A 26028-nucleotide genomic window follows, 5' to 3' on the forward strand; every position below is an offset into this window, starting at 1 on the left:
GGCTGCGGGCCGGTTCGCCGCCTGCGGCGGGAGCGCCCTGCGGGCGCGTCCTCAAACGCCGGACGGGCTGGATTGTGCGGACCGTAGCCAGCACAACCAGCCCGTCCGGCGTTTGAGGACAACGCGCGAAGCGTGTTGCTGGGGTCTGGGGCGCAGCCCCCCACGCGGCGGAGCCGCACATCAGATGCAGCCGGGAAGGGGCGGGTAGGGGAAGAAGCCCGCCGCAGGCGCCGGCAACCGCCCCCTCAATCGAACCCCACATCCACCCCCACCCCCCGCGCCACAGCACACTGATAGAGCACGTCACAAACCACCGCGTCCTCCACCGGCACCCCCACCGACTCGAACACCGTCACCTCCGTCTCGGAGCGACGCCCCGGATGGCGGCCGGCAAGCACATCCCCCAGCTCCGTCATCGCCGGCCGCTCCGGCAGCGCGCCCTCGGAGACAGGGATCAGGACGTCACCCGCCTCCCGCAGCACCGCTTCCTCCGATTCCACGAACAGCCGGGCGCGGGTGACCAGTTCGGTGGGCAGCTCGCGGCGCGTCGGGCCGTACGCCCCTACGGCGTTGACGTGCAGGCCCTCGCGCGGCAGCGCGGCGTCCTCGAAGAGGGGGCGGGACGCGGAGGTGGCGGTGCAGATCACGTCCGCGTCGCGGACGGCGGTGGTGATGTCCTCGTGGACCTCGGCGTCGATGCCCTGCCCGCGTGCCCACTCCGCGAGGCCGCGGGCCGTGCGCGGGTCGCGGCTGTGCAGGCGGACGGAGGTCCAGGGCCGCAGCCCGGCGAATCCTTCGAGGTGGCCTCTGCCCTGCACGCCGGCGCCGATGACGGTCAGCACCCGCGCGTCCCGGGGCGCGAGCAGGTCGGTGGCGAGGGCGCTGACCGCGGCCGTGCGCAGGCGGGTCACGGCGGTGGCGTCCAGGACGGCGAGCGGGCGGCCGGTGACGGCGTCGAAGAGCGGCACGAGCCCCTGGACGGCGGGCAGTTCGGGAGACGCGTCGAAGAGGGTGAGCAGCTTGACCGACAGCGTCGTCGCGTGGGCCGCGGGCATGAGCAGGAGCTCGCCGTCACCGACGGGCACGGACGTCCGGGCGAACCCGGGGGCCGCGCCGCCGCCCGAGGTGAAGGCCGCGCCGATCCCCGCCGCGAGTTCGGGTACGGACAGGAGGCCGTCGATGGTCTTCGCGTCGAGGATTTTCAGCACGTTTCACGCCCAGGGTCCGGTTGCACGAGGAGGTCGGCGGAGTGGCGTGCGTCAGCCTACGCGCGCCCCCGCCCCCGGCTCGTACCCCGCGCGGCCCGCGTCATCCCCGCTCGGAGCCGTCGTCGGGATCATCACAGGTGCGTCCGGCTCCATAGCCGATGCCTATCGATATGAGTCGGACTATGTCTTGGCCCTCTCGGGTGGGGCCGACCTAAGGTCGTGTTCATGGCATTGGCAACGCGGACGGACCGACGGCCGTCCATCACGCGCACCTTCTGGGGATCGACCGTCGGCAAGAAGACCGTGATGGCCGCGACCGGACTGATCATGGTCGCGTATCTGGCCGTCCACGCGTTGGGCAACGCCAAGATCTACTTCGGCGCCGGCGACTTCAACGACTACGGCCACTGGCTGCGCGTCATGGGCGCCCCGGTCCTGCACCGCGAGTGGGGGCTGTGGATCGCCCGCGTGGTGCTGTCGGCGTCCGTGATCCTGCACGGGGTCTCCGCGTACCAGCTGAGCCGCCGCGACATCAAGGCCCGCGCCACGCGCTATGTGCACAAGCGGCAGCGCGCGAGCTATGCCACGCGCACGATGCGGTGGGGCGGGATCATCCTCGCGCTGTTCATCGTCTGGCACATCCTCGACCTGACGACGGGCACCGTGCACCCCGGCTTCCAGGAGGGGCACCCGTACCAGAACGTGGTGGACACCTTCTCCACCTGGTACGGCAACGTCATCTACATCGTCGCGATGCTCGCCCTCGGCCTGCACATCCGGCACGGCTTCTGGAGCGCCGCCCAGACGCTGGGCGTGGGCAACGCGACGCGCGACCGGATCCTCAAGGCCGTGGCCAATGTGCTGACGGTGCTGCTGACCGCGGCCTTCATCTCCGTCCCCGTGGGCGTCATGACCGGAGTGGTGAGCTGACATGACCTACACCGACTACACGACCGGCGAGCCGCTCGTCGACGCCAAGGCGCCGGAAGGCCCCATAGCCGAGCGCTGGGACCGCCGCCGCTTCGAGGCGAAGCTGGTCAACCCCGCCAACCGGCGCAAGCAGACCGTGATCGTCGTGGGCACCGGGCTCGCGGGCGGCGCGGCCGGCGCGACCCTGGCCGAACAGGGCTACCGCGTCGTGCAGTTCTGCTACCAGGACTCACCGCGCCGCGCCCACTCGATCGCCGCGCAGGGCGGCATCAACGCCGCCAAGAACTACCGCAACGACGGCGACTCGGTCCACCGCCTCTTCTACGACACCGTCAAGGGCGGCGACTTCCGGGCGCGCGAGTCCAACGTCCACCGCCTCGCCCAGGTCTCGGTCGAGATCATCGACCAGTGCGTGGCACAGGGCGTGCCGTTCGCCCGGGAGTACGGCGGTCTCCTCGACACCCGCTCCTTCGGCGGCGTGCAGGTCTCCCGCACCTTCTACGCCCGCGGGCAGACGGGCCAGCAGCTGCTGCTCGGCGCCTACCAGGCGCTCAGCCGCCAGGTCGCCGCGGGAAACGTCGAGCTCCACCCGCGCACCGAGATGCTCGACCTGATCGTCGTCGACGGCAGGGCCCGCGGCATCGTCGCCCGCGACCTGATCACCGGCCGCATCGACACGTACTTCGCGGACGCGGTGGTGCTGGCCTCCGGCGGCTACGGCAACGTCTTCTACCTCTCCACCAACGCGAAGAACTCCAACGCCACCGCCGCCTGGCGGGCCCACCGGCGCGGCGCGTACTTCGCCAACCCCTGCTTCACCCAGATCCACCCCACCTGCATCCCGCGCTCCGGCGACCACCAGTCGAAGCTGACGCTGATGAGCGAGTCGCTGCGCAACGACGGCCGCATCTGGGTGCCCAAGGCCAAGGGCGACGACCGGCCGCCGGGGCAGATCCCCGAGGACGAGCGCGACTACTACCTGGAGCGGATCTACCCCTCCTTCGGCAACCTCGTGCCGCGTGACATCGCCTCCCGCGCCGCGAAGAACGTCTGCGACGAGGGCCGCGGCGTCGGCCCCGGCGGGCAGGGCGTCTACCTCGACTTCGCCGACGCCATCCAGCGGATGGGCCGGGCGGCCGTCGAGGCGAAGTACGGCAACCTCTTCGACATGTACGAGCGCATCACCGCGGAGAACCCGTACGAGGTGCCGATGCGCATCTACCCCGCGATCCACTACACGATGGGCGGGCTGTGGGTCGACTACGACCTCCAGACGACGGTCCCGGGCCTGTTCGCGATCGGTGAGGCCAACTTCTCCGACCACGGCGCCAACCGGCTCGGCGCCTCCGCGCTGATGCAGGGCCTGGCCGACGGCTACTTCGTCCTGCCGTCGACCATCAACGACTACCTCGCCCGCCACCCGCACCACGACGAGGTCGACGCCACCCACCCGGCGGCCGTCGCCGCGGTCACCGAGACGACCCAGCGCCTGGAGCGCCTGCTCGCCGTCGACGGCGACCGCACGCCCGACTCCTTCCACAAGGAGATCGGCGAACTGATGTGGGAGTACTGCGGGATGGCCCGCACCGAGGAGGGCCTGCGCAAGGCCCTCGAGATGATCCCGCAGATCCGCGAGGAGTTCTGGCGCAGGATCAAGGTGCCGGGCACCGGCGAGGAGTTCAACCAGTCGCTGGAGAAGGCCAACCGCGTCGTCGACTATCTGGAGCTCGCCGAGCTGATGTGCCTCGACGCGCTGCACCGGTCCGAGTCCTGCGGCGGCCACTTCCGCGAGGAGTCGCAGACCGAGGGCGGTGAGGCGGCCCGCAGGGACGAGGAGTTCTCGTACGTCGCCGCCTGGGAGTTCGCGGCCACCGGCGACGCCCCCGTCCTGCACAAGGAAGACCTCGTCTTCGAGTACGTCCACCCCACTCAGCGGAGCTACGCATGAGGCTCACATTGCGCGTCTGGCGGCAGAAGAACGCCGACGCCCCCGGCGCCATGGCCACCTACGAGGTCGACGGCATCTCGAAGGACATGTCCTTCCTGGAGATGCTGGACACCCTCAACGAGAAGCTCATCCTGGAGGGCGAGGACCCCGTCGCCTTCGACCACGACTGCCGCGAGGGCATCTGCGGCGCGTGCAGCCTGGTCATCAACGGCGACGCGCACGGCCCCGAGCGCACCACGACCTGCCAGCTGCACATGCGGTCCTTCTCCGACGGGGACACCATCGACATCGAGCCGTGGCGCGCCACGGCCTTCCCGGTGGTCAGGGACCTGGTCGTGGACCGGTCGGCGTTCGACCGGATCATCGGGGCGGGCGGCTACATCAGCGCCCCCACCGGCTCCGCGCCCGAGGCCCACGCGACGCCCGTGCCCAAGCCGGACGCCGACTACGCCTTCGAGCACGCCGAGTGCATCGGCTGCGGCGCGTGCGTGGCGGCCTGCCCCAACGGCTCCGCGATGCTCTTCACCTCCGCGAAGATCAACCACCTCAATGTGCTGCCGCAGGGCGCGCCCGAGCGGGAGTCCCGCGTGCTCGACATGGTCGCCACCATGGACGCCGAGGGCTTCGGCGGCTGCACCCTCACCGGCGAGTGCGCCACCGCCTGCCCCAAGGGCATCCCGCTGCCGTCCATCGCCGCCATGAACAAGGAGTGGCTGCGCGCCACCCGCAAGGCCGGAAAGCGCTGATCCACCGCCCGCACCGCACTGTTATGTTCGCCTTATTGGGGGTGCGCGTGTGGTGCGGGTGACGGGTGAGGACTGGCTGAGGGTGCCGGTCGGCGAGGACGCGGAGCGGTGGAGGACGCGCGGGCGGGCCCGGAAGGTGCTCTTCGTGGTGCACAACGTCACCTCGGCGACCCGCCTGCTCGACGTGCTGCCGCTCTTCGCCGACGACACGCGCCTGCAACTGCTGGCGACCTGCACGGGCTCCTCGCCGTTCCTGGCCGGCGTGCCGGAGCTGCTGGCGGCGGCGGGCCTGCCCGTACTGCCGTGGGAGCAGGCGAAGGCGACGCCGGTGGACCTGGCGGTCTCGGCGAGCTACGGCGGTGAACTCCCGCTCATCCAGGGGAAGTTGGTGATACTCTCACACGGCGTTGGCTACAATAAGAGATTGGCGACACCGGACACCGGACACCGGACACCGTGCGCGGGGCGCGTCCGCCGCTGCCGTCGCATCCACCGCTTCCGGGAGTTCCGCCCCCGTCTTCGGGATGGATCCCGACTGGCTGCTCCATGACGGCCGTCCCATAGCCGACGCCACCGTGCTCTCCCATCCCGAGCAGCTCGACCGGCTCCGTGCCGCCTGTCCCGAGGCCGCGGCCACCGCCGTGCTCGCCGGGGATCCCTGCTACGACCGCATCCTCGACGCCCTCCCCCACCGGGGCAGGTTCCGGCGCGCGCTCGGGGTGGCGGACGGGCAGCGGCTGATCGTCGTCAACTCGACCTGGTCGCCCGGCTCCCTCTTCGGCGACGGCGACGGGGACCTGTTGCCGTCCCTGCTCCCCCGGCTGACGGCCGAGCTGCCCGCCGACGAGTACCGCGTGGCCGCCGTCCTCCACCCCAACATCTGGCACGGGCACGGCCCCGGCCAGGTGCGTGCCTGGCTGGACCGGGCGCGCAGGGCGGGGCTGGCGCTCGTGCCACCGCTGGAGGGCTGGCGGCAGGCGCTGATCGCCGCCGACTGCGTGCTGGGCGACCACGGGTCCGTCACCTACTACGCCGCCGCCATCGGCACGCCCGTGCTGCTGGGCGCCTTCCCGGACACGACCCTGGACCCGGACTCGCCGGTCGCCGCCCTCGGCCGGACCGCGCCCAGGCTGCGCCCGTACGAGGGGCTGCGCGCCCAGCTCGACCAGGTCGTCGACCACCACGAACCGGACCGCTACCGCGAGTTCGCCGACCAGGTCAGCTCGGCCCCGGGGGCATCGGCGCGGCTGCTGCGCCGGGTCTTCCACGACCTCATCGGCATCCCCGAGCCCGCCGGCCGGCCCGCCCTGCTCGACCGGCTGCCCCTGCCCGCCTTCGAACCGGCCGAACGCACCGCCCCCGTACGGGCCCTCACCCGCCTGCTCGGGGCGGCCCCGCCGGAGATCGCCGTCACCCGTCACACGGAGGGCCCGTACGAACCGGAGGACGACGACGGCATCGGCTGGGACGCCCACACCGTCGTCCATGAGGACACCCGGGACGCGTCACGCCTGCGCCTGGCGGACGTCATCGTGCGGTACGGCTCAGCCGACGACCCTCGCGTCGGCCCGCCGTCGGCATGGACGGCGGAGGTCCTGGCCCGGCATCCGGGGTGCGGGCTCGCGGTGTACGTGACGGGGGTGGATTCCTGCACGGTGCGGCTGCGCGGCGGTGAGCTGGTGCGGCTGTCGGCGGGGGCGGGGCCTGACGGGCGGGCCGATCTGTGCGATCCGGCGGCTTACGGCTCCGCGTTGTACGCGTGGCTGGTGGCGGGGAAGTCGCTTGCGGAGGCCGCGGATTCGGGGGTGCGGGTGGTTACGGGCGGGGTGGGGAGGGTGGTTTCGGTGCGCGTGGAAGTGGCGGGGTGACCCGGCTTCCGGGTGCGGGCGCGTTGGCCTGCGGCGCTTTTTCCCCTACCCGCCCCTTCCCCAGACTGGGGGCAAGCCCCCAGACCCCCAGCAACACGGCTTCGCCGCGTTGTCCTCAATCGCCGGACGGGCTGATCTGGCTGATCTGATTGCGCAATCCAGCCCGTTGGGGGTCTTGAGGCTTGCCCCCACGCGGCGGAGCCGCACATCAGACGCAGCCGGGAAGGGGCGGGGCTGGGGAGAAAATCACCCCGCACCCCGAAGTCGCGCCTCCACCCGCGCCACCCCACCCGCGTCGCCCACCACTCCGTACAACTCCCCCGCCCGCCGCAGAAAACCCGCAGGATCCTCCCCGCACCCCGCCCGCAATTCGAGCGCGTCCGCCAGCTGAAGCGTCGCCCCCTCCGCCGTCATCACCGAGATCGCCTCGTCCAGCGACACCCGCGCCCCCACCACATCGCCGCCGGCGAGCAGCGTCTCGCCCAGGCTCATCCGCACGCGCGCCTCGTTGTAGGCGTCGCGCCGCTCCAGAGCGCGGAAGCGGGTGAGCGCACGGCGCAGCTGGGCCGCGGCTTCGGGGTAGCGGCCCTGGCCGGTCAGGGCGCGGCCGAGGTGGTGTTCCAGGAGGGCGAGGGCGCGTGGCGCGTCCTCCTCGCCGTCGTCGCCCGGGCCGACCTCGTCCCAGATCGCCCGCGCCCGGCGGAAGCGTTCCTCGGCGTCCTCGTACCGCCACTGCCGCAGGCAGAGCAGGCCCAGGGACTCCACGGCGCTGGCGTGGCCCCGGTGGTGCCCGGCCGCGCGGTCCGCGGCCGCGGCGGCGTTCAGTTCGCGTTCGGCGTCGGCCGGGCGGCCGAGTCCCATATAGGCGAAGGCGAGTTGGGAGCGCATCCGCCCCTCGGCCCGGGGCTCACGCGTGGCACAGCGCCGAGCGGCGGCCACACCTGCCACATGGGTGGCCACCCACTGCTCGTGGAAGCCGAGGCGCAGGTGCAGTGCCCACATCGCCTCGCACAACTGCCAGGTGAGCTCGTCGAATCCGTACTCCTCCGCGGCCCGCACGGCCTCGGCGAGGTTCTCGCGTTCGCGGGTGAGCTCCTCCAGGGCGTCGCGGGCGGCGTCGGGTGACGCGGTGGGCCGGGGCAGCCGGCCGTAGCGGGGCCCGAGGTGCCAACGGGCGGGTATGACGCGATAGTCGGCGGCCACCGCGAGGTCCAGGTACCAGCGGATCACGCGCTCGACCGCGTCCCTGGCCGCCGCGCGGCCGTCCTCCTCGTGGGCCCGCGACTCGGCGTGCCGGCGTACGACGTCGTGGAAGCGGTAGCGCCCGTCGGCGGCCACCTCCAGGAGGCGGGCGCCGACGAGGTCGCCGAGCAGGCCGCGCGCCCCGGCGGGGGCGAGGTCCGCGGCGGCGGCCGCCGCGCCGACGGGGACGGTGGGCCAGGGGCACGGCCCGAGGAGCCGGTAGAGGCGGGCGGCCGCGGGGGCGAGGGCGCGGTAGGCGACGTCGGTGGCGAGGCGGGTGGGGTCGGCGGGGGCCGGGGCGGCCGGTCCGGGGCCGGGGGAGGCGAATTCGCGTTCCAGGCGCGCCCAGTCGACCTCCTCCCGCCCGGCCGCGAGCGCGCCCGTCTCGCACAGCGCCAGCGGCATGCCTCCGCAGCGCGCCGCCACCGCCTCGGCGTGCGCGCGCTGCGCGCCGGCCGGTTCCAGGCCGGCGATCCGGGTGAGCAGCAGCACCGCGTCGTCCCCGGCCAGCGGGCCGAGGCGCAGGACGCGGGCGCCGTGGTCGCGTACGAGCTCGGGCAGGCCGTGGCGGCTGGTGACGAGGGTCAGCGAGCCGGGCGCGGCGGTGAGCAGCGGGGCGACCTGGGCGGCGGAGTGGGCGTCGTCGAGGAGGACGACGAGCCGCCGGTCCGCGGTGCGGTCGCGGTAGAGGTCGGCCTGTTCCTGCTCGGCGGCGGGCACCCGGTCGGCCGCCACGCCGAGGCCGTGCAGGAACCGTACGAGCGTCGCCGAGGGGGCGACGGCGGTCGCCGGGGAGGCGCCGCGGAGGTCGGCGTAGAGCTGGCCGTCGGGGAAGCGGTCGGCGAAGGCGCGGGCGAAATGCACGGCGGTGGCGGTCTTCCCGACGCCGCCGGGGCCGGTGAGGACGACGATGCGCGGGGCGCCCGCGGCGCTCGCGGCGGGGTCGTCGAGGAGGGCGGCGATGGCCTGCCGTACGGGCTCGCGGTCGGTGAAGGCGGCCGTGCCGGGCGGGAGCAGCCGGGGGCGGGCGGCGGTGGCGCGGACGGGCCCGGTGGTGTCGCGCAGCAGGTCGGTCTCGCGGAGCCAGGCGAGGAGGTCGCGGGCGAAGGCCGGTTCGCGACGGGCCTGTTCGAAGAGCCGCTCGGCGAGGTCGCGGCGGGCGGCCGGGTCCGTGGGGACGGTCGGCGCGTGCGCGTCGTCGGTGTCCCGGCCGCGGATGCGGCGGGCGAGTGCGGCGAGGCGTTCCGTGGTGCGCCGGCCCACTTCTCCCGCGGCGCCCGACAGCGCGCCCGACGTCGCCGTGTTCACGGCCGAAAGCACCGCCGCCGTCGTGAACGGATCCACGTCTGCCCTCCCCGGAGTCGCGATCCGCCCACGCTATCGGGAAGATCGCGCCGATGGACGGCTTCCGGCCGAGGGGAACGGGGCCGCGGCCGGCGTGGCGCCCAGGACGGGGCAGGGGCGCCACGCACGGTCCGGGGCGAGGGCCCCGGTCAGGCCATGGGGGGCGGAGTCACGACTTGTTGACGCAGGTGTTGCCGGACGCCGCGTTCAGCAGGCCGATGATGTCGATGCTGTTGCCGCACAGGTTGATCGGGACGTGCAGCGGCACCTGGATGACATTGCCCGAGACGATGCCCGGCGAGCCTGCGGCGACACCACGGGCCCCGGAGTCGGCGACGGCCCCTCCGGTGAAGCCCGCGAGCGCGGCGCCGACGGTGGCGGTCAGTACGACGGTTTTGGCGATTCGAGACATGCGGAGACACCTTTGCTCAGTCGTTCTGGGAGGCACCCGGCCGGTGACAGCCGGGGTGTGGCTCAACGCCTGATAGTCACAAAGGTTTCGTACATGGAGCGGACGGGTGACTCAGGACTTCACCCCTCCTAACCGCCCATTTGCGGCATTGGACCGGACGGCTGATCCGGTGTCCCCCACAGGGCCGGGGGGGGGGGGGGGGGCGCCCCCCCCTCCCCCCCCCCCCCCCCTCTCCCCCCCCCCCCCCCCCCCCCCCCCCCGGCACCGGGCTTCAGCCCTGCTCCGCCGCCATCCGCGCGGCGAAGGCGGCGAGCTCCTCGGACCAGCCCGTCGCCAGCCGCGAGGACGTGGCGATGCGGGTGGCCCGGTCGACCAGTTCGCGGATGTGGCGCTCGGCGATGCCGCGTTCCTCGCGCTCCAGGAGGATCTCCCGCAGCAGCTCGGCGTCCCAGTCGTACTCCGGGCCGCCGTCGAGGAAGCCGCGCAGCCGCCACGCGGCGTGCAGGGCCCGGGCGTAGGCGTCGTAGGTGACGTCGAGATCGGGGCGGCCGGCCAGGGCACCGCCCAGGCGCAGCGGGTGCCGCACGGCGTACCAGCCGGCGGTGCAGCCCCGGTCGCACCCCGCTATGCACCGCCCCGGCCACGGGTCGTCGAGATACTCGGCGGCCATCGCCTCGTGGGCATAGGTGCCGACCACCCGCTCCAGGCGCAGCTCGTCCCAGGTCCGCCAGGCGGCGACGGGCAGCCGGGCCGCGAGCCGGTCGGCGAGGGTGAGGGAGAGGTCGCCCGCGAGGTTCGCGGTGGACTCGCCGAAGCGCCCGGCGTCGCCCGCCCAGCCGTTGCGCTCGTGCTCGGCGGCGCGGCTGACGTGGAGGGTGGGGATGCCACGGCGCAGAGCGGCGTTGTCGCGGACGTCGCTGCGGATGAGGGTGCAGGTGTCGAGGAGTTCGAGGGCGGCCGCGGCGTCGACCGCCTCGGCGGAGTCGGGGCCCTCGGGGTCGCCGCCCGCCGCGAGATAGCCGGTGAGCAGGATGACCGGGCGCACCCGGTCGATGCCCACCGCGACGAGCTCGGCGAGGGACTCGATCAGCCCGGCGCCCCGGGTGTCGGCGGTGCGCCAGCGCCGGTGTTCGTCGTTGAGGAGGCCGCGCAGGCGCTCCTCCACGCGGTCGAGCATGCCCGCGCGCTGGAGTTGGGGGGCCACCTCCTGGGGCGCCGGCGAGCGCGGCAACCTTGGTTGCGCTGTCATCGTGTGCCTCCCTGGATCGGCTCCGGCCTGCGACCGGCCGGGCCGGCGGGTGCTCCGCCGCGTCGGCGGAGCCTGACCGGCCAGAAGGCTTCCCAGCGCAGCGCGCCGGAAGCGGTGGTTTCCTGCCATACCGGATCGAGCCACGCGCTCGCCGCCCGCCGCGGAATCAGGGGATCCGGGGGCCCGGAGCACACGGCCGGTCGGCCGAACGAGGGTCTGCGCGCATGGCTCATATTGGGCTGTTGCGCGAGCGCCCCCGGATCGGCGGGGGCGTCCGGCGGGCGCCGGATCCCGACAGGCCGTCTGTACAGCGCGCCCGCGGCGCGGCTACAAACGGGAGCCCGGGACGGGCGAGCGGGAGGCGACGATGCGCAGGATCGCGATTGTCGGCGCGGGCCAGGGAGGGCTGCACCTGGCCCTCGGGCTGGTCGCCGGCCGGGACCACGAGGTGACCGTGTACGCGGCGCGGACCGCGGGCGAGGTCCGGTCCGGCCCGATCCTGTCCACACAGCTGATGTACGGTCCCGCCCTCGCCCTGGAGCGCGCGGCGGGCCTGCACCTGTGGGAGGCGGAGACCCCGCGGCTGGGCTCGCTGCGCGTCACCACCGCGGACGGCGACCTCACCGGGCCGTTCGACGAGCCCGCGCAGTGCGTCGACCAGCGCGTGAAGACGGCGCGCTGGCTGGAGCTGTTCGAGGAGCGGGGCGGCCGGGTCGAGTACGGCACGGTGGAGCCGGAGGGGTTGGAGCGGATCGCCGGGGCGCACGACCTGACGCTCGTCGCGACCGGCCGCGGCCCGCTGTCGGAGCTCTTCGGCCGGGACGAGCGGCACAGCCCGTACGACCGCCCCCAGCGCACCCTGGCCGCCGTCTATGTGCGCGGTCTGCGGACCGGTCCGGACGCCGCCTGGCCGCAGTTGCGGTGCAGTCCGGTGGAGGGCGCCGGGGAGTTCCTCGCCATGGAGGGCACGGCGGCGGGCGGGCCGTGCGGGATGCTGCTGTGGGAGGCCGTGCCCGGCGGGCCCTTCGACCGCTGGCAGGACCGGCCGGGCCCGGACGCCGTGGTCGAGCGGACGCTCGGCCTGCTGCGGGACCACATGCCCTGGGAGTACGAGCTGTGCGCGGCCATGGAGCCGACGGACGCGGGCGCCGCGCTCACCGGCGCCGTCACCCCGGTGGTCCGGCACCCGGTGGCGAGGGTCGGCGACGACCGTCACGTCCTCGGCATGGCCGACGCGGTCGTCGTCAACGATCCCCTGACCGGCCAGGGCGCCAACTCCGCGGCCCGCTGCGCCGACACCTACCTCCGGGCGATCCTCGCCCACGGTGACAAGCCCTTCGACCGGACGTGGATGCTGCGGACGTTCGCGGCGTTCTGGGAACACGCCCGGCACACGGTGGCCCTCACCCATCTGCTGCTGCCGTCCCCGCCGCCGCACGTGCGCCGGGTGCTGGCCGCGGCGCGCGAGTATCCGGAGGTCGCCCGCCGCTATGCCAACGGCTACGCCGACCCGGCCGGTTTCCGGGACTGGCTGCTGGACGCGGACCGCGCCGACGCCTATCTCGCCGCGGTGACCGGCCGGCCGGTGGCGGACGCCTGAGCGGTGCCGGGGCGGTGACGGTAGCCTGGTTCCCGGTGGCGGCCGTCGGCCGGCACGCGGCGGTGGGGCCCGCCGTACCCCAACCGCGGCACAGGCGCCGCCAACGGTCCCTACTTGCTGGCACTCTGCGAGTAGGAGGCTGATCATGAGCTCGTCACGAGCCGTCACGGACTCTCCCCCGGTGGCCACCGCGTCCCCCGGGCACCCGGCCGCGCGCGGGCAGTGGCCGATCGTCTGCGCCGTGTCGCTGGGCGGCGGCGTCGGCGCGGCCGCCCGCTACGGCGCGGGGCTGCTGTGGCCGACCGCGCAGGGCGCGTTCCCCTGGACCACGTTCCTGATCAACATCGTCGGCTGCGCCCTGATCGGCGTGCTGCTCGTGGTGATCGCCGACCTCGCCACGCCGCACCGGCTGCTGCGGCCCTTCCTCGGCACGGGGGTGCTGGGCGGCTTCACCACGTTCTCCACGTACACCGTGGACATCCGGAACCTGGTGAACGGCGGCCACGTGGCGACCGCCCTCGCCTATCTCGCGGGCACCCTGCTCGCCGCGATGGCGGCGGTGTGGGCCGCGGCCGGCCTCACCCGGATGTTCCTGCGCGGGAGGGCCCGATGAGGCTCCACGGCAACGCGCTGCGGCTGACGGTCGTCATCGGTGAGTCCGACACCTGGCACCACCGGCCGCTGTACTCCGAGATCGTGCACCGCGCCCGCGCCGCCGGGCTGGCGGGCGCGAGCGTCTTCCGGGGCATCGAGGGCTTCGGCGCGTCCTCCGTCGTCCACACGTCACGGCTGCTGTCCCTGAGCGAGGACCTGCCGGTGTCCGTGGTGATCGTCGACTCCGAGGAGCGCGTACGGGCCTTCGTGCCCGAGCTGGACGAACTGATCGGCGGAGGGCTCGTGTTGCTCGACGAGGTGGAGGTCGTGCGCTACACCGGCCGCGGCGGGGAGCCGGGGGCCGCCGGGTGAACTGGCTGCTCGTCGTCGCCGGGGCCATGGCCGGCGCCCCCCTGCGCTATCTCACGGACCGCGCCGTGCAGTCCCGCCACGACTCGGTCTTCCCCTGGGGCACGTTCACCGTCAACGTCGTGGGCTGCCTGATCCTCGGCACCCTGACCGGCGCGGCGGTCCCCGCCCGCCTGTGGCTCCTGCTCGGCACGGGGCTGTGCGGTGCGCTCACGACGTACTCGACGTTCTCCTACGAGACGCTGCGGCTGTCGGAGGAGGGGGCTTCGGTCTACGCGGTGGCGAACGCGGGGGCGAGCGTGGTGTGCGGGCTGGGGGCGGCGTGGGTGGGGGTGGCGTTGGGGGGTTGGCTGAGCGGTTGACCCCTCGGGGCTACGCGCTCCGGGTCCCCGCGCCTGCGGCGGGCTTTTTCCCCTACCCGCCCCTTCCCGAAACTGGGGGCAAGCCCCCAGACCCCCAGCAACACGCTTCGCGCGTTGTCCTCAAACTCCCCCAGCTAACGCTGGGAGGTGCCCCCAACGGGCTGGATACGCGGACCGTAGCCCGCACTCCTACCCCGCCGCCCCACCCAAGTGCTCCAGCAAAACCCCCCGGAGCTCGCGCGCGGCCCGCGGCGGGGCAACATCCTTGCGGTGGGCCACCGCGATCGTCCGCCGCATCCGCGTCCCCTCGAAGGGAGTGACCCTCAGCCCCGAGCGGGCGGCGACCATGCCGGGGACCACCGCGAGACCGAGGCCCGCGCGGACGAAGCCGAGGACCGCGTCCATCTCGCCGCCCTCGACGGTGAAGGACGGTTCGAAACCGGCCGCCCGGCACGCCGCCGTGGTGATCTCCCGGAGGTCGTAGCCACGCCGGAACATCACCATGGGCCGGTCGGCGAGCTCGGCGACCCGGATGGCGCGGCGCCGGGTCGGCGGGGGCGCCGAGGGGGCGGTGACGACGACGAGGTCCTCGCGCAGGAGCTCGGTGGTGGCCAGGGCGGGGCCGCCGACGGGCAGCGGGGTGATGATCAGCGCGAGGTCGAGCTCACCGGCGGCGAGGGTGCGGACGAGGTCCTGGGAGCCGCCCTCGTCCACCACGAGCTCGATGCCGGGGTAGCGCGCGTGGTAGGCGTGCAGCACGTCGGGGACCAGGCTCGCGCAGAGGCTGGGCGGCGCCCCGAGCCGCACCCGGCCGCGCCGCAGCTGGACGACCTCCTGGACCTCGCGGCGCGCCATCTCGGTGTCCGCGAGGATCTGCCGGGCCAGCGGCAGCAGCACCTCGCCCGCGTCGGTGAGCGTGATGTTGCCCCGGGCCCGGTGGAAGAGCTCGGCCCCCAGCTCGCGTTCGAGGGCGCGGATCTGCTGGGAGAGCGACGGCTGGGCGACGTGCAGCGCGTCCGCCGCCCGCGTGAAGTGGCGGATCTCGGCGAGCGTGGTGAAGTAGCGGAGCTGCTGGAACTGCACCCGCGCATCGTATATAGCCGGAACCTATCGGGACAGGCTCCGGCATCGACGGTCCCTGTCGCGTCAGCGGGCCCCGAACACCTGCGTCCACCGCGGCCCGCCCGGCGCGTGGTTGACGCCGACGCCGATCTCCTTGAAGGAGCAGTTGAGGATGTTCCGCCGGTGCCCGTCGCTGTGCATCCAGGAGTCCATGACGGCGGCGGGGTCCTGCTGCCCGTAGGCGATGTTCTCGCCGTATGTGCTCCAGTGGTACCCGGCGGCGGTGATGCGGTCGCCGGGGCCGGCGCCGTCGGGGTTGGTGTGGTCGAAGAAGGTGCGGGCGGCCATGTCGTCGGAGTGGCCCTGCGCGGCCCGGTCCAGGGTGCCGTTCTCGGTGACGGGCGAGCAGCCGGCCTTCGCGCGCTCGGCGTTGACGAGGTCGGTGACCTGCTGCCCGAGCGAGCCGCCGCCGGAGCCGCCGGCCGGCTTGGGCGCCGGGGGTGCCTTCGGGGCGGGGCGGGCGGTGGTGGGGTCCGCCTTCCGCGGCTCGGGCGATTCACTGGTGGGGGTGCTCGCCGGGGCGGAGGCCGAGGCGGAGGCGGACGCGCTTGCCTTGGGTGAGGCGCTCGCGGAGGGCGACGGCGAGGCGCTCGGGGGCAGTGCGCCGGTGGAGGCGTCGAGCGCCTTCACCTGGGTGGGTATCTCGTCCCCGGCAGAGACCTGCCGGTCCGGGCGGTCCGTGGAGTCGGTGAAGAGACAGACACCGCCCAGCACCCCGCCCGCGACGACGGCCAGGACCGCCGCTCCGGCGGCGGCCCGCCTCGCGGTGCGGGGCCGGGAGGCGGCGCGGTGGCCGTGCGTACGGCTGCCGCCCGCGCGGCGGCGGGCGGCGCGGGAGGCGCCGGGCACGGAGGCGGTGGCCGGGGCCGCTGCCGCGGCCGGCTGCGTGTGGAGCACCGCCCCGCCGCTCCACCAGCCGAGCAGCGCGCCCGTCACCGGCACCAGGCCGAGGCCGACGAGCAGCCGCTCGGCGGGGACCAGCGCGGACCACGATCCCCCGCACGCCCCGCAGGCGCGCGCGTGCCGGGCGATGCGCTTGCGCCACAGCGCGGACGGGGCGCCGTCCCAGGGGGCGACGAGGTCGGCGAGCTCGCGGCAGCGCGGCGCGGCGCCCAGGGCGCGTACGACGCCGCGGGCGGTGTCCAGCTGCTCCTTGGTGCGCTGGACGCGGACGGCGGTGTGCGCGGGTGAGAGCTCCAGCGCGGCGGCGACCTCGGCGCGGGTCAGCTCGCCCGCCGCCTCCAGCCACCACAGGGACAGCACGGTCTGCTCGCCCTCGTCGAGCCAGCGGGTCGCCTCGGCGACCTCCCGGCGCTGGCCCGCGAGGCCCAGCCGCACGATGGTGAGGTCGACGAAGTCCGCGCGCGGGTCGGGGACTTCGGCGACCTCCTGCAGGCCACTGACGGGCGCCTCGGGGCGGGCCCGCCAGTGGCTGCGTATCTGATTGGTCGTGATGGCCACGAGCCAGGAGCGGAAACGGGCGGGGTCCCGGAGCTCGTCCAGGCCGTTGATGACCCGCAGCATCGTCTCCTGGACCACGTCGTCGACATCGGCGTGGCCGTTGAGGGCCCGTCCGACGATGTTGTAGACGAGCGGCAGGCAGGCGGCGACGAGTTCGTCCTGTGCCGCCTGGTCCCCGGCCCGCGCCGCCTCGACCACGGCCACGCTGTCACTGTTCACGCCGCGCCACCCCTTCTCGCTTTTCCGTTCGGTCCGACACATAGGAGACGTGGGGCGACGCGCGGGATAACAGAAAAGAGAGAGAAATTTTTTTACGCGAGGAACCGGCGGGGAGCTACGCGAGGAACTCGGCCACGATGCCGGGGGCGGCCGACTCCGCGAAGCCCGCCGCGTCCGCCGCCGCCATGTCACGGACGCGGTAGCCCTCCTCGCCCGCCGCGACGGCGGCCGTGAGCGTGACGACTCCGGCCCGGCGCGAGAACGGATTGTCCGTGAACGTCCAGGCCAGGACGGCCCGCCGGTCGAGCACGGCCGTCTGCCGCCCCAACGTGCCGGACCGCACGACCAGATGGCGCCCGCGCACGGCGTGCCCCAGCCCTCGGTAGGCACTGCGCGCGAGTGCGTACGCGACGGGGGCGGCGAGCAGGACGTAGCCGGCCGCGCAGCAGAGCAGTACGGGGGTGAGCAGCCACCCGAGCACGGCCAGTGCCACGGCCGGCGGCAGGACGTACCAGAGGAGGCCGCGCACGATTCGCCTGCGCAGGGCGGCGCGCGGGTGCGGGGTGAGCCCGGCGCCGCCGGTCGGCGCCTCGTCCTCGCCGAGCAGGCCGGCGCACACGCGCAGCGCCTCGGCACGGGGCGCGGGCGGCATGATGACGCTGCGCTTGCGGTTCTCCTCGCGGTCGCCGAGGCCGCCCGCCACGGCCCGCACGCTCGCCCCGCCGCCGGCCCGCAGCAGCAGGGGCTCGCAGAGGGTGACGCCGCGCAGGCGGGCGCGTTCGATGGAGACGGAGCGGGTCGTGAAGAGGCCGCGGCGGACGCGGAGGGTGTGCGAACCGTCCCATTCCAGGCGGTACTTCCACCAGTTCTCGGCGTACAGCACCACGGCGCCCACGACGCCGAACGCGGTCACGGCGAGCAGGGCCAGCGGCACGGTGATCCACAGGGCGCTGTTGCCGAATTCCTGGAAGGCGTGGCGCACGAAGCCGATGCGCCAGGGCTCGACGCCGATCCCGTCGAGCACCCGCCACACGGTGCCGCCCGCGACGAAGACCCCGCCGAACACCCAGAACGTCAGCGGCGCGTAGCGCAGCCAGCGGGGGTCGGCGACGGCGAGCACGGGGTCGTCGGCGTCGCGCGCCCCGGCGCGGGCGAGGAGCTCGGCGCGCAGCCGCTCGGCCTCCGGGCGGGCGAGCGCCTCCAGGGCCAGCCGCCCGCTCCGGCCGCCGGTGCCGGCGCGCAGCACGGCGAGGCCGAGGGCGCGCTGCACGAGGCTGGCGGTGACGTCGACCGTACGGATCCGGCTCAGCGGTATCGCGCGCAGGCTCTGGGTGAACAGGCCGGTCCGCAGCTCGAAGGAGTCCGCGGTGACGCGGAAGCGGGTGCGCCGCCAGGTGACGAGCCCGGCCGTGGTGAGCACGGCGAAGACGGCGCCGATGACGGCGAGGGTGATCCACGCGCGGGTGCCCGGCCGGCCGCCGGTGGCGAGCGCGGTGAGGGCGAGCGAGCCGAGCGGCGCGCCCATCCAGGTGCAGTGCAGGACGAGCGTACGGGCGTCGAGGGTGCGCCAGCCGGGGGCGGTCACGCGGCGTCCCCCGGTATCAGGCGCGCCGCGTCCGTGATGCGCTCGGCCAGGTGCCGGGCGTCGGCGTCGGACAGCCCGGCGATCTTCACGTCGCCGGCCGTGGAGGCGGTGGTGACGGTGACCGTGGCGAGCCCGAACGACCGTTGCAGGGGCCCGCGTACGGTGTCGACAGTCTGCACCCGCGACAGCGGGGCGATCCGCCGCTGCTGCCACAGCCAGCCGCGGGCGGCGTAGACCGCGTGCTCCCCCAGCTCCCAGGCGTGGACGCGGTAGCGCAGCCGGGGCATCGCCAGGAGATAGCCGGCGGCGGGCAGCACGAGCACGCCGGTCACGAGCGGCGCGAGCCACGGCAGGGCGCCGGGGAAGAAGAGCAGGGACAGCACGAGCAGCGCGAGGGCGACGAGCAGCAGCGGCCCGCTGACGGTGAGCAGCGCCTGCGCGGCCCACCAGCGCCGGGCCCGCGGATCGACGCCGTGCCGCGGCGGCCTGAGCCTGACCTGTGGATGGTGCCGGTGTGCGGCCATCGCTGTGCCCCCGATTCTTTCCAAGTCAGTCGTACTGGCAAGCGCTAAGCTATAGCAATACAACCGACCCGTGAAAATGAGAGGTGGCGGTCGTGCCCAAGCGCGTGGACCACGAGGAGCGCCGCAGGACCATCGCGGAGGCCCTCTGGCGGATCGCGTGCGAGCGCGGTCTCGACGGTGCGAGCCTGCGCGACGTCGCGGCGGAGGCGGGCATCTCGCTCGGGCAGTTGCAGCACTACTTCGCGAGCAAGGACGAGATGCTCGTCTTCGCCCTCGGCCACATCAGCGAGCTCGCGACGCGGCGGGTGACCGAGCGGCTGCGGGCGCTGCCCGCGGCGCCCGCGCCGCGCGAGGTGCTGCGGGAGACGGTCGCGGAGATCCTGCCCCTGGACGAGGCGAGCCGCACGGGCAACCTGGTGCAGATCGCCTACTTCGTCCGCGCCCTCCACGACGAACGACTCCGCGCCCACGCCAAGGAGGGCGTCCCGGCGCTCCGGGCCTTCTTCGCCGGCCAGGTGCGCGAGGGCATGACCCGGGGCGAGATCGCCGCGGACCGCGACCCGGACGCCGAGGCGATGCTCCTGATCGCCCTGGCGGACGGCCTCACCAACCACACCCTCCTGGACATCTGCTCCCCAAAGGAGGCGCTGCGGCTGCTCGACGCGCATCTGGAGCGGCTGTTCACGCGGTAGCGGCACGGGTTGGCGCCCCGGCCTCCCCTCAGGGCCTTCGCGTCGCCCTGTTGCGGCCGCCCGGGCCCGGGGAGAGGGCTTCGGCGAGGTCGTCCAGGGCGTCCATGAGGAGGTCCGCGCCGCGGACGGCGACGCCCTCGTCGCCGACCTCCGCCTGCCAGGCGGTGAGGGCGGCGCGGGGGCCCGTCCAGTCGAGGTGGCCGCGTTCGCGTACGGCCGTGGCGGCGGCGGGGAGGGCCTCCTGGAGGGCGGCGGCGAAGGCTTCGGCGCCCTTGGAGGGTTCGGCGTCGCGGTCGGGGAGGTGAGCCTCCATCAGCATCGTGGCCCGGCCCATGGTGGCGAGCGCCGCGTCCGCCGCGCGCTCCTTGGTGCGGGACAGGCCCCGGTGGCGCACGGGCTCGGTCAGGGCGCGGGCCGCCGCCTCGTCCCACGCCGTGCGGGCCGAGCGCGAGGCCAGCAGCGCCTCGCGCACCCGGCGCGGGCGGCGCTCGGCCGGGCTGCCGAACGCCTTGAGCACGGCCAGGCTGTAGCGGCCGTTGGCGGTCAGCCAGTCGGCGAGGCGGTCGCGCAGCCGGGGCGTCTCCCAGGTGGGGAAGAGCGCGTAGGCGGCCATCGCGAGCAGCCCGCCGAGCAGGGTGAGGGCCACCCGCGCCTGGACGGTCTGCGACCAGCTCCCGCCCGCGATGCCCAGGAGGAAGACGACGTAGGCGGCGATGCACGCCGACGCCACGCTGTAGCCGGTGCGCATCAGCAGATACATCAGGCCGATGCACAGCACGGCGAGCCCGGCGTTCACCCACTCCCCCGGGTGGGCCACGGCGACCAGCGCGCCGGCGAGCAGGACGCCGACGACGGTCCCCGCGAAGCGGGCGACGCCCCGGGAGTAGGTCTGGCCGAAGTCCGGCCGCATCACCATCACCGAGGTCATCGGCGCCCAGTAGCCGTGCCCGAGCGGCAGCGCGGTGCCCAGCACATAGCCGGCCAGCACGACCACCGCCGTGCGGACCGCGTGCCGGCCGACCGGCGACGACCAGCGCGCCTCGCGGCGCACGGCGCTCAGCACGAGCGGCGCGAGGCGGGGCACGGAGGGCCGCGGCAGGTGCCGGTGCTCCTGCCCGGCCCGCGCCCGCGGGGGCTCCGTGCGGACCGGCTCGTCGGTGGCGTCGACGGCGTCGCCGAGCAGCGCGATCAGGCGGTACGCCGACCGCCGGGCCGGCCCCTTGAGCATCGGCCCCGACGCGGGCACCTCCAGCACCGCCATCGCCTCGGCCGGCAGCCGCACCGGCCTGCCCCAGCGGATGGCGCGGGCGACGGCGTCCAGGACCGCCCCGGCGGCGGCCAGCAGGTCGCGGGCCCGGTCGCGCTCGGGCCCCTCCGCGGGGGCGCCCAGCACGGGGTCGGCGAGCGAGGCGAGCACGGGCCGGATGCTCTCGGCCACACCGCGCGGCCCGCCGAGCTGGCGCGGCCGGTTCCGGGCCTGACGCGGGGTCAGCTCGGCGGCCTCGCGCGCGTCCATCAGCGGCTGCGGGTCGAAGCGGGCCATGGGGTCGTGGCGGAGTCTGCGCGCGTAGTCCGCCTCGGCGGCCAGCGCGTCCGCGAGCGCGTCCCGCTGGTCGCCCCAGGGGCGGATGGGCAGCAGCACGATCAGCGCGGCCTGCACCAGACCGCCGAAGGCGATGAGCCCGGCGTGCTCCAGGGCGCCGAGCAGCGACGTGGGCAGGGTGACCGTGACCAGCATGACCGCGATGGTCTGCGTCGCGACCAGCCCGGACACCGGCCCGGCCGCCCAGGCCATGCCGGCGCACAGGGTCCACACCGTCAGCAGCGTGGCGAACAGCACGTGGTCGGCGGCCGCGGCGTACCCCAGGAATGTGCTGATCCCCAGGCCCACCGCCACCGCGAGGGCCAGCACGGGCCGCGGCCGCCAGCTCCGCTGGAACGTCGCCAGGCCCGAGGCGAACGCCCCGAAGGCGGAGGACACGGCGAGGGTAGGGTTCCCCAGCCACAGCATCAGCCCGATGACGATCGCGACACCCGCGGCGCCGCGCACGGCGACAAGCGGCGTGAGCTTGGTGCGCTCCACGGTCAGCCCGGCCCGTGCGGTCTCTCTCAGGGCACTCGACCAGGTCATACCCCGAGCTTACGATCATGCCCGGACGAACCGGGGGTGGCCCCCGGACCGGCGGCGCCGCGCGCCGTCACGGGCGCGCGGCGCGCGGGGGCCCGCTACTTGTGGCTCGGGAAGCCCAGGTCGACCCCGCCCTCCGACGGGTCGGGCCAGCGGGTCGTCACCACCTTGCCGCGGGTGTAGAACCGCACGCCGTCGTTGCCGTAGATGTGCAGGTCCCCGAAGAGGGAGTCCTTCCAGCCGCCGAAGGAGTGGTAGCCCACCGGCACCGGGATCGGCACGTTCACGCCGACCATCCCCGCGTGGACCTCCAGCTGGAAGCGGCGCGCCGCCCCGCCGTCCCTGGTGAAGATGGCGGTGCCGTTGCCCCAGGGCGAGCTGTTGATCAGGGCCAGCCCGTCCTCGTAGGTGTCGGCGCGCAGCACGCACAGCACCGGACCGAAGATCTCGTCGCGGTAGGCGTCCATGTCCGTGCCGACGTGGTCGAGGAGGGACAGGCCGATCCAGTGGCCCTTCTCGTGGCCCTCCACGGTGAAGCCCGTGCCGTCCAGCACGACCCGCGCGCCCTGCCCCGCGGCGCCCTCCACATAGGAGGCGACCTTGTCGCGGTGGGCCTTGGTGATGAGGGGGCCCATCTCGGACGCGGGGTCGTCGCCCGGGCCGATCTTGATCTTCGCGGCGCGGTCGACGATCTTCTGTACGAGCTCGTCGCCGGTGGCGCCGACCGCCACGACGGCGGAGATGGCCATGCAGCGCTCGCCCGCGGAGCCGTACGCGGCGGAGACCGCGGCGTCGGCGGCGGCGTCGAGGTCGGCGTCGGGCAGCACCAGCATGTGGTTCTTCGCGCCGCCGAGCGCCTGGACGCGCTTGCCGTGGGCGGTCGCCACGGAGTGGATGTGCCGGGCGACCGGGGTCGAGCCGACGAAGGAGACGGCCGCGATGTCGGGGTGCTCCAGGAGGCGGTCGACGGCCACCTTGTCGCCGTTGACCACATTGAGGACACCGGCGGGCAGGCCCGCCTCCGCAGCCAGCTCCGCGAGCAGGAAGGCGGCCGAGGGGTCCTTCTCGCTCGGCTTGAGCACGAACGTGTTCCCGCAGGCGATGGCCAGGGGGAACATCCACATCGGCACCATGGCCGGGAAGTTGAAGGGCGTGATGCCCGCGACGACGCCGAGCGGCTGCCGGATCGAGGCGACGTCGACGCCGCTGGACACCTGGGACGACAGCTCGCCCTTGAGCTGTGTGGTGATCCCGCAGGCCAGCTCGACGATCTCCAGGCCGCGGGCGACCTCGCCGAGCGCGTCGGAGTGGACCTTGCCGTGCTCGGCGGTGATCAGCCGGGCGAGCTCCTCGCGGTGGCTGTCCAGGAGCGCGCGGTAGCGGAAGAGGACGGCGGTGCGGGCGGCGAGCGAGGAGGTGGCCCAGGAGCGGGACGCCTCCTTCGCGGCGGCCACGGCGGCGTCGACCTCCTCGACGGAGGCGAAGGCGACGCGCGTCGTCCGCTCCCCGGTCGCGGGGTCGGTGACCGGCCCGAACGTGCCGGAGGCGCCCTCGACGGCCTTGCCGCCGATCCAGTGGTGCACGGTCTTCATCTTCGGGAGCCCTTCTGGCGGGTGGCTGCGATGGCTTGGCTGCGATGACGTGGCGGTCGGGAACGGCGGGGCGGCGCCTCAGAGATGACGGCGCCGGGCGGCCGCCTGCCGCTCGTACTCCTGACGGGCCCTGACCGCCGCGGGACGGGTCGCGGTCTCGGCGACAGGCACATCCCACCACGCCTGGGCAGGGGGCGCGCCCGGCACTGTGTCGGCCGTTTCGGTCTCCACATAGACACATGTGGGGACGGTCGCGGCGCGCGCCCGGGCCAGCGCGTCGGCCAGCTCGCGGACCGTCCGGGCGCGCAGCACGGACATCCCCAGGGAGGCGGCGTTGGCGGCGAGGTCGACGGGCAGCGGGTCGCCGGTGTACGTGCCGTCGGGGGCCCGGAAGCGGTAGGCCGTGCCGAACCGCTCGGCGCCGACGGCCTCCGAGAGCCCGCCGATGGAGGCGTAGCCGTGGTTCTGGAGCAGCACGACCTTGATCGCGATCCCCTCCTGCACGGCCGTGACCAGCTCGGTCGGCATCATCAGATACGTGCCGTCGCCGACGAGCGCCCACACCGGGCGGTCGGGGCTCGCCATCCGGACGCCGATCGCGGCGGGGATCTCGTAGCCCATGCAGGAGTAGCCGTATTCGAGGTGGTAGTCGCGGCGGCCGCGGGCGCGCCAGAGCTTGTGGAGGTCGCCGGGGAGCGAGCCGGCGGCGTTCACGATCACGTCCGCCGGGGTCACGAGGCGGTCGAGCGCGCCGAGCACCTGGGCCTGGGTGGGGCGGGCGTCGCCGTCGGGGGCGGCGAAGGCGCGGGTGACGGCCTCGTCCCAGGCGGCCTTCCCCCGGGCGTACTCCCGCGCGTACTCCTCGGGCACGCGGTGGCCCGGCAGGGCCCGGGCCAGTGCCGTGAGGCCGGCCCGCGCGTCGCCGACCAGGGGCAGCCCGGCGAGCTTGTGGGCGTCGAAGGAGGCGATGTTGAGGTTGACGAAGCGCACCCCTGGCGCGGCGAAGAGGGTCGAGGAGGCCGTGGTGAAGTCGCTGTAGCGGGTGCCGACGCCGATCACGAGATCGGCGGTGCGGGCGAGGCCGTCGGCGACGGCGGTGCCGGTGTGGCCGAGCCCGCCGACGTCGCAGGGGTGGCCGTGGGCCAGCGCGCCCTTGCCCGCCTGGGTGCAGGCGACGGGGATGCCGGTGGCGTCCGCGAAGGAGGCGAGCGCGTCGTACGCCTCGCTGTGCGCGACGCCGCCGCCGGCGATCAGCAGCGGGCGGCGGGCCGCCCGTACGGCCTCGGCGGCCTCGGCGAGGGCCTCGGCGTCGGGCACGGGACGGCGCACGCGCCAGACGCGGTCGGCGAAGAACGCCTCCGGCCAGTCGTACGCCTCGGTCTGCACGTCCTGCGGCAGGGCGAGGGTGACGGCACCGGTCTCGACGGGGTCGGCGAGCACCCGCGCGGCCTCCAGGGCGGCGGGGATCAGCGCCTCGGGGCGGGTGACGCGGTCGAAGTGGCGCGAGACGGGCCGCAGGCAGTCGTTGACGGAGATGTCACCGGCGCCGGGGTGTTCGAGCTGCTGGAGCACGGGGTCGGCGGGCCGGGTCGCGAAGGTGTCGCCGGGGAGCAGGAGGACGGGGATGTGGTTGATCGTGGCGAGGGCGGCGCCGGTGACGAGGTTGGTGGCGCCGGGGCCGATCGAGGTGGTGACGGCGTGGGCGGAGAGCCGGTCGCGGTGCCGGGCGTAGCCGACGGCGGCGTGCACCATGGCCTGTTCGTTGCGGCCCTGGTGGTAGGGCATGGCGTCCCCGGACTCCAGCAGCGCCTGGCCGATCCCGGCGACGTTGCCGTGGCCGAAGATGCCCCAGCAGGCGGCGATCAGCCGCTGCCGGGTGCCGTCGCGCTCGGTGTACTGGTGGGCGAGGAACTCCACCAGGGCCTGGGCGACGGTCAGCCGCCGGGTGGGTGCGGTCATCGGTCCTCTCCTGCGGTGTACAGCGGCAGCCTGGGGTCGACGGGCCGGCCGGGCCAGGTGGACCGGATCCAGGCGTGGTCGGGGTGGTCGCGGATGAGCCACTCCCGCTCGGGGGCGGGCCCGGCCATGACGTTGAGGTAGTACATCGTGTGGCCGGGGGCGGCGATGGACGGGCCGTGCCAGCCGTCGGGGATCAGCACGGCGTCTCCGCCGCGGACCTCCGCGAGCACGTCCGTGCCGCCGGGCCGCGAGGGCGAGACGCGCTGATAGCCGAGCCCGGTGCCGCCCTCGATCTCGAAGTAGTAGATCTCCTCCAGCAGGGACTCCTCGCCGGGGTGGTGCTCGTCGTGCTTGTGCGGCGGATAGGAGGACCAGTTGCCGCCGGGGGTCAGCACCTCGACGGCGATGAGCCGGTCGCAGGCGAAGGCCCCGGCGGCGGCGAAGTTGTTGACCTGCCGCGAGCAGTTGCCGGTGCCGCGCAGCTCCACGGGGACGTCGGCGGCGGGGCCGTAGCGCGCGGTCAGCCGCCGCTCGCAGCGCGCCCCGGCGAGCGCGAACCGGCCGCCCGCGCCGGAGTGGAGCGTCACCCGCGCGTCTCTCGGCACGTACGCGAAGTCGCTCACCCCCTCGAACACGCTCTTCCTGCCGCGCAGTTCGAAGACCTGCCCGTCGGCCGTGACCGTGCACCCCCCGGCCAGCGGCAGCACGATCCACTCGCTGTCACCGGCCGTGAAGGTGTGCGTGGAGCCGGGCGAGAGGGCGAGGACGCGCAGCGAGGAGTGGCTCCACCCGGCCCGCTCGGGCCGGATGTCCAGGGCGTACGGACCGTCGGCGGCGCTGCCGGCCGGGAGGTGGTGAGTGGCGAAGGTCATGA

Annotated in this window: 22 protein-coding genes; 10 read left to right on the forward strand and 12 right to left on the reverse strand. The window is 74.4% G+C overall.

Features of this window, described 5'->3' with window-relative positions:
* Nucleotides 1–245: 245 nt before the first annotated feature.
* Nucleotides 246–1208, reverse strand: a complete 963-nt coding sequence (locus ACZ4A5_RS23435) for an ornithine cyclodeaminase family protein (protein ID WP_467587470.1) — start codon at nucleotides 1206–1208, stop codon at nucleotides 246–248.
* Between the two features lie 225 nt (nucleotides 1209–1433).
* On the opposite strand from ACZ4A5_RS23435, the gene ACZ4A5_RS23440 reads away from it, so the two are divergent.
* From ACZ4A5_RS23440 to ACZ4A5_RS23460, 5 genes are read left to right on the forward strand one after another with little or no spacing between them, the layout of a single operon-like run.
* The gene (locus ACZ4A5_RS23440; RefSeq protein WP_467587473.1) at nucleotides 1434–2138 is read left to right on the forward strand and encodes a succinate dehydrogenase; all 705 of its coding nucleotides are present in this window, start codon (nucleotides 1434–1436) and stop codon (nucleotides 2136–2138) included.
* A 1-nt stretch (nucleotide 2139) separates the two neighbouring features.
* The gene (locus ACZ4A5_RS23445) at nucleotides 2140–4086 is read left to right on the forward strand and encodes a fumarate reductase/succinate dehydrogenase flavoprotein subunit (RefSeq protein ID WP_467587476.1); all 1947 of its coding nucleotides are present in this window, start codon (nucleotides 2140–2142) and stop codon (nucleotides 4084–4086) included.
* On the forward strand, nucleotides 4083–4832 hold the full coding sequence (locus ACZ4A5_RS23450; RefSeq protein WP_398868461.1) for a succinate dehydrogenase/fumarate reductase iron-sulfur subunit: 750 nt from the start codon (nucleotides 4083–4085) through the stop codon (nucleotides 4830–4832). Before ACZ4A5_RS23445 ends, ACZ4A5_RS23450 begins: the two co-directional genes overlap by 4 nt.
* 49 nt (nucleotides 4833–4881) lie before the next feature.
* Nucleotides 4882–5382 carry a hypothetical protein gene (locus tag ACZ4A5_RS23455; protein WP_467587480.1) on the forward strand — a complete coding sequence of 167 codons (501 nt, stop codon included), beginning with the start codon at nucleotides 4882–4884 and terminating at the stop codon, nucleotides 5380–5382.
* The gene (locus ACZ4A5_RS23460; RefSeq protein ID WP_467587482.1) at nucleotides 5357–6700 is read left to right on the forward strand and encodes a hypothetical protein; all 1344 of its coding nucleotides are present in this window, start codon (nucleotides 5357–5359) and stop codon (nucleotides 6698–6700) included. Before ACZ4A5_RS23455 ends, ACZ4A5_RS23460 begins: the two co-directional genes overlap by 26 nt.
* 246 nt (nucleotides 6701–6946) lie before the next feature.
* Here ACZ4A5_RS23460 and ACZ4A5_RS23465 read toward each other — a convergent pair whose 3' ends face one another.
* The 3 genes from ACZ4A5_RS23465 to ACZ4A5_RS23475 form a co-directional block, all read right to left on the reverse strand.
* Nucleotides 6947–9286: an ATP-binding protein gene (locus ACZ4A5_RS23465; RefSeq protein WP_467587485.1), complete on the reverse strand. Its 2340-nt coding sequence runs from the start codon at nucleotides 9284–9286 to the stop codon at nucleotides 6947–6949.
* Nucleotides 9287–9455: 169 nt separating this feature from the next.
* Nucleotides 9456–9698, reverse strand: coding sequence for a chaplin (locus ACZ4A5_RS23470; RefSeq protein WP_467587488.1), 243 nt, complete (start codon nucleotides 9696–9698; stop codon nucleotides 9456–9458).
* A gap of 271 nt (nucleotides 9699–9969) precedes the next feature.
* Nucleotides 9970–10947 (reverse strand): polyprenyl synthetase family protein, encoded by a 978-nt coding sequence (locus ACZ4A5_RS23475; protein WP_467587491.1) that lies wholly within the window; start codon nucleotides 10945–10947, stop codon nucleotides 9970–9972.
* 367 nt (nucleotides 10948–11314) lie between these two features.
* Between ACZ4A5_RS23475 and ACZ4A5_RS23480 the strand changes: the two genes are divergently transcribed.
* The 4 genes from ACZ4A5_RS23480 to crcB (ACZ4A5_RS23495) all read left to right on the forward strand — a co-directional run bounded on the left by ACZ4A5_RS23480 (nucleotide 11315) and on the right by crcB (ACZ4A5_RS23495) (nucleotide 13872).
* Nucleotides 11315–12547, forward strand: a complete 1233-nt coding sequence (locus ACZ4A5_RS23480) for a styrene monooxygenase/indole monooxygenase family protein (RefSeq protein ID WP_467587495.1) — start codon at nucleotides 11315–11317, stop codon at nucleotides 12545–12547.
* A 145-nt stretch (nucleotides 12548–12692) separates the two neighbouring features.
* On the forward strand, nucleotides 12693–13160 hold the full coding sequence (gene crcB, locus ACZ4A5_RS23485) for a fluoride efflux transporter CrcB (protein ID WP_467587498.1): 468 nt from the start codon (nucleotides 12693–12695) through the stop codon (nucleotides 13158–13160).
* Complete coding sequence (locus tag ACZ4A5_RS23490) at nucleotides 13157–13513, forward strand: DUF190 domain-containing protein (RefSeq protein WP_467587502.1); 357 nt, start codon at nucleotides 13157–13159, stop codon at nucleotides 13511–13513. Before crcB (ACZ4A5_RS23485) ends, ACZ4A5_RS23490 begins: the two co-directional genes overlap by 4 nt.
* The gene (gene crcB / locus ACZ4A5_RS23495; protein WP_467587505.1) at nucleotides 13510–13872 is read left to right on the forward strand and encodes a fluoride efflux transporter CrcB; all 363 of its coding nucleotides are present in this window, start codon (nucleotides 13510–13512) and stop codon (nucleotides 13870–13872) included. The genes ACZ4A5_RS23490 and crcB (ACZ4A5_RS23495) overlap by 4 nt, the downstream gene beginning before the upstream one ends.
* A gap of 189 nt (nucleotides 13873–14061) precedes the next feature.
* Here the strand turns inward: crcB (ACZ4A5_RS23495) and ACZ4A5_RS23500 are convergent, their stop codons facing one another.
* From ACZ4A5_RS23500 to ACZ4A5_RS23515, 4 genes are all read right to left on the reverse strand, one after another.
* Nucleotides 14062–14955 carry a LysR family transcriptional regulator gene (locus ACZ4A5_RS23500; RefSeq protein WP_398868454.1) on the reverse strand — a complete coding sequence of 298 codons (894 nt, stop codon included), beginning with the start codon at nucleotides 14953–14955 and terminating at the stop codon, nucleotides 14062–14064.
* Between the two features lie 63 nt (nucleotides 14956–15018).
* On the reverse strand, nucleotides 15019–16716 hold the full coding sequence (locus ACZ4A5_RS23505; protein WP_467587510.1) for a sigma-70 family RNA polymerase sigma factor: 1698 nt from the start codon (nucleotides 16714–16716) through the stop codon (nucleotides 15019–15021).
* Between the two features lie 73 nt (nucleotides 16717–16789).
* Nucleotides 16790–18259 carry a PH domain-containing protein gene (locus ACZ4A5_RS23510; protein WP_467587513.1) on the reverse strand — a complete coding sequence of 490 codons (1470 nt, stop codon included), beginning with the start codon at nucleotides 18257–18259 and terminating at the stop codon, nucleotides 16790–16792.
* Nucleotides 18256–18783, reverse strand: a complete 528-nt coding sequence (locus tag ACZ4A5_RS23515; protein ID WP_467587516.1) for a PH domain-containing protein — start codon at nucleotides 18781–18783, stop codon at nucleotides 18256–18258. The genes ACZ4A5_RS23510 and ACZ4A5_RS23515 overlap by 4 nt, the downstream gene beginning before the upstream one ends.
* A 92-nt stretch (nucleotides 18784–18875) precedes the next feature.
* Here ACZ4A5_RS23515 and ACZ4A5_RS23520 point away from each other — a divergent pair, with 92 nt between their 5' ends.
* Nucleotides 18876–19475: a TetR/AcrR family transcriptional regulator gene (locus ACZ4A5_RS23520; RefSeq protein ID WP_467587519.1), complete on the forward strand. Its 600-nt coding sequence runs from the start codon at nucleotides 18876–18878 to the stop codon at nucleotides 19473–19475.
* Between the two features lie 28 nt (nucleotides 19476–19503).
* Here ACZ4A5_RS23520 and ACZ4A5_RS23525 read toward each other — a convergent pair whose 3' ends face one another.
* The 4 genes from ACZ4A5_RS23525 to iolB form a co-directional block, all read right to left on the reverse strand.
* Complete coding sequence (locus ACZ4A5_RS23525) at nucleotides 19504–21606, reverse strand: FUSC family protein (protein ID WP_467587522.1); 2103 nt, start codon at nucleotides 21604–21606, stop codon at nucleotides 19504–19506.
* Nucleotides 21607–21701: 95 nt separating this feature from the next.
* Nucleotides 21702–23195 carry a CoA-acylating methylmalonate-semialdehyde dehydrogenase gene (locus ACZ4A5_RS23530; RefSeq protein WP_467587524.1) on the reverse strand — a complete coding sequence of 498 codons (1494 nt, stop codon included), beginning with the start codon at nucleotides 23193–23195 and terminating at the stop codon, nucleotides 21702–21704.
* 78 nt (nucleotides 23196–23273) lie between these two features.
* Complete coding sequence (gene iolD, locus ACZ4A5_RS23535) at nucleotides 23274–25154, reverse strand: 3D-(3,5/4)-trihydroxycyclohexane-1,2-dione acylhydrolase (decyclizing) (protein WP_467587526.1); 1881 nt, start codon at nucleotides 25152–25154, stop codon at nucleotides 23274–23276.
* Complete coding sequence (gene iolB, locus ACZ4A5_RS23540) at nucleotides 25151–26026, reverse strand: 5-deoxy-glucuronate isomerase (RefSeq protein WP_467587528.1); 876 nt, start codon at nucleotides 26024–26026, stop codon at nucleotides 25151–25153. The genes iolD and iolB overlap by 4 nt, the downstream gene beginning before the upstream one ends.
* Between the last annotated feature and the right edge of the window lie 2 nt (nucleotides 26027–26028).

The organism is Streptomyces sp. NPDC025618 (assembly GCF_055558795.1).

What these genes read in the sequence shown, in the direction of transcription:
- ACZ4A5_RS23440 (WP_467587473.1), top strand. Translation starts at nt 1,434, where the DNA reads ATGGCATTGGCAACGCGGACGGACCGACGGCCGTCCATCACGCGCACC.
- ACZ4A5_RS23445 (WP_467587476.1), top strand. Translation starts at nt 2,140, where the DNA reads ATGACCTACACCGACTACACGACCGGCGAGCCGCTCGTCGACGCCAAG.
- ACZ4A5_RS23450 (WP_398868461.1), top strand. Translation starts at nt 4,083, where the DNA reads ATGAGGCTCACATTGCGCGTCTGGCGGCAGAAGAACGCCGACGCCCCC.
- ACZ4A5_RS23460 (WP_467587482.1), top strand. Translation starts at nt 5,357, where the DNA reads ATGGATCCCGACTGGCTGCTCCATGACGGCCGTCCCATAGCCGACGCC.
- ACZ4A5_RS23470 (WP_467587488.1), bottom strand. Translation starts at nt 9,698, where the DNA reads ATGTCTCGAATCGCCAAAACCGTCGTACTGACCGCCACCGTCGGCGCC.
- ACZ4A5_RS23475 (WP_467587491.1), bottom strand. Translation starts at nt 10,947, where the DNA reads ATGACAGCGCAACCAAGGTTGCCGCGCTCGCCGGCGCCCCAGGAGGTG.
- ACZ4A5_RS23480 (WP_467587495.1), top strand. Translation starts at nt 11,315, where the DNA reads ATGCGCAGGATCGCGATTGTCGGCGCGGGCCAGGGAGGGCTGCACCTG.
- crcB (WP_467587498.1), top strand. Translation starts at nt 12,693, where the DNA reads ATGAGCTCGTCACGAGCCGTCACGGACTCTCCCCCGGTGGCCACCGCG.
- ACZ4A5_RS23490 (WP_467587502.1), top strand. Translation starts at nt 13,157, where the DNA reads ATGAGGCTCCACGGCAACGCGCTGCGGCTGACGGTCGTCATCGGTGAG.
- ACZ4A5_RS23505 (WP_467587510.1), bottom strand. Translation starts at nt 16,716, where the DNA reads ATGTGTCGGACCGAACGGAAAAGCGAGAAGGGGTGGCGCGGCGTGAAC.
- ACZ4A5_RS23515 (WP_467587516.1), bottom strand. Translation starts at nt 18,783, where the DNA reads ATGGCCGCACACCGGCACCATCCACAGGTCAGGCTCAGGCCGCCGCGG.
- ACZ4A5_RS23525 (WP_467587522.1), bottom strand. Translation starts at nt 21,606, where the DNA reads ATGACCTGGTCGAGTGCCCTGAGAGAGACCGCACGGGCCGGGCTGACC.
- ACZ4A5_RS23530 (WP_467587524.1), bottom strand. Translation starts at nt 23,195, where the DNA reads ATGAAGACCGTGCACCACTGGATCGGCGGCAAGGCCGTCGAGGGCGCC.
- iolD (WP_467587526.1), bottom strand. Translation starts at nt 25,154, where the DNA reads ATGACCGCACCCACCCGGCGGCTGACCGTCGCCCAGGCCCTGGTGGAG.
- iolB (WP_467587528.1), bottom strand. Translation starts at nt 26,026, where the DNA reads ATGACCTTCGCCACTCACCACCTCCCGGCCGGCAGCGCCGCCGACGGT.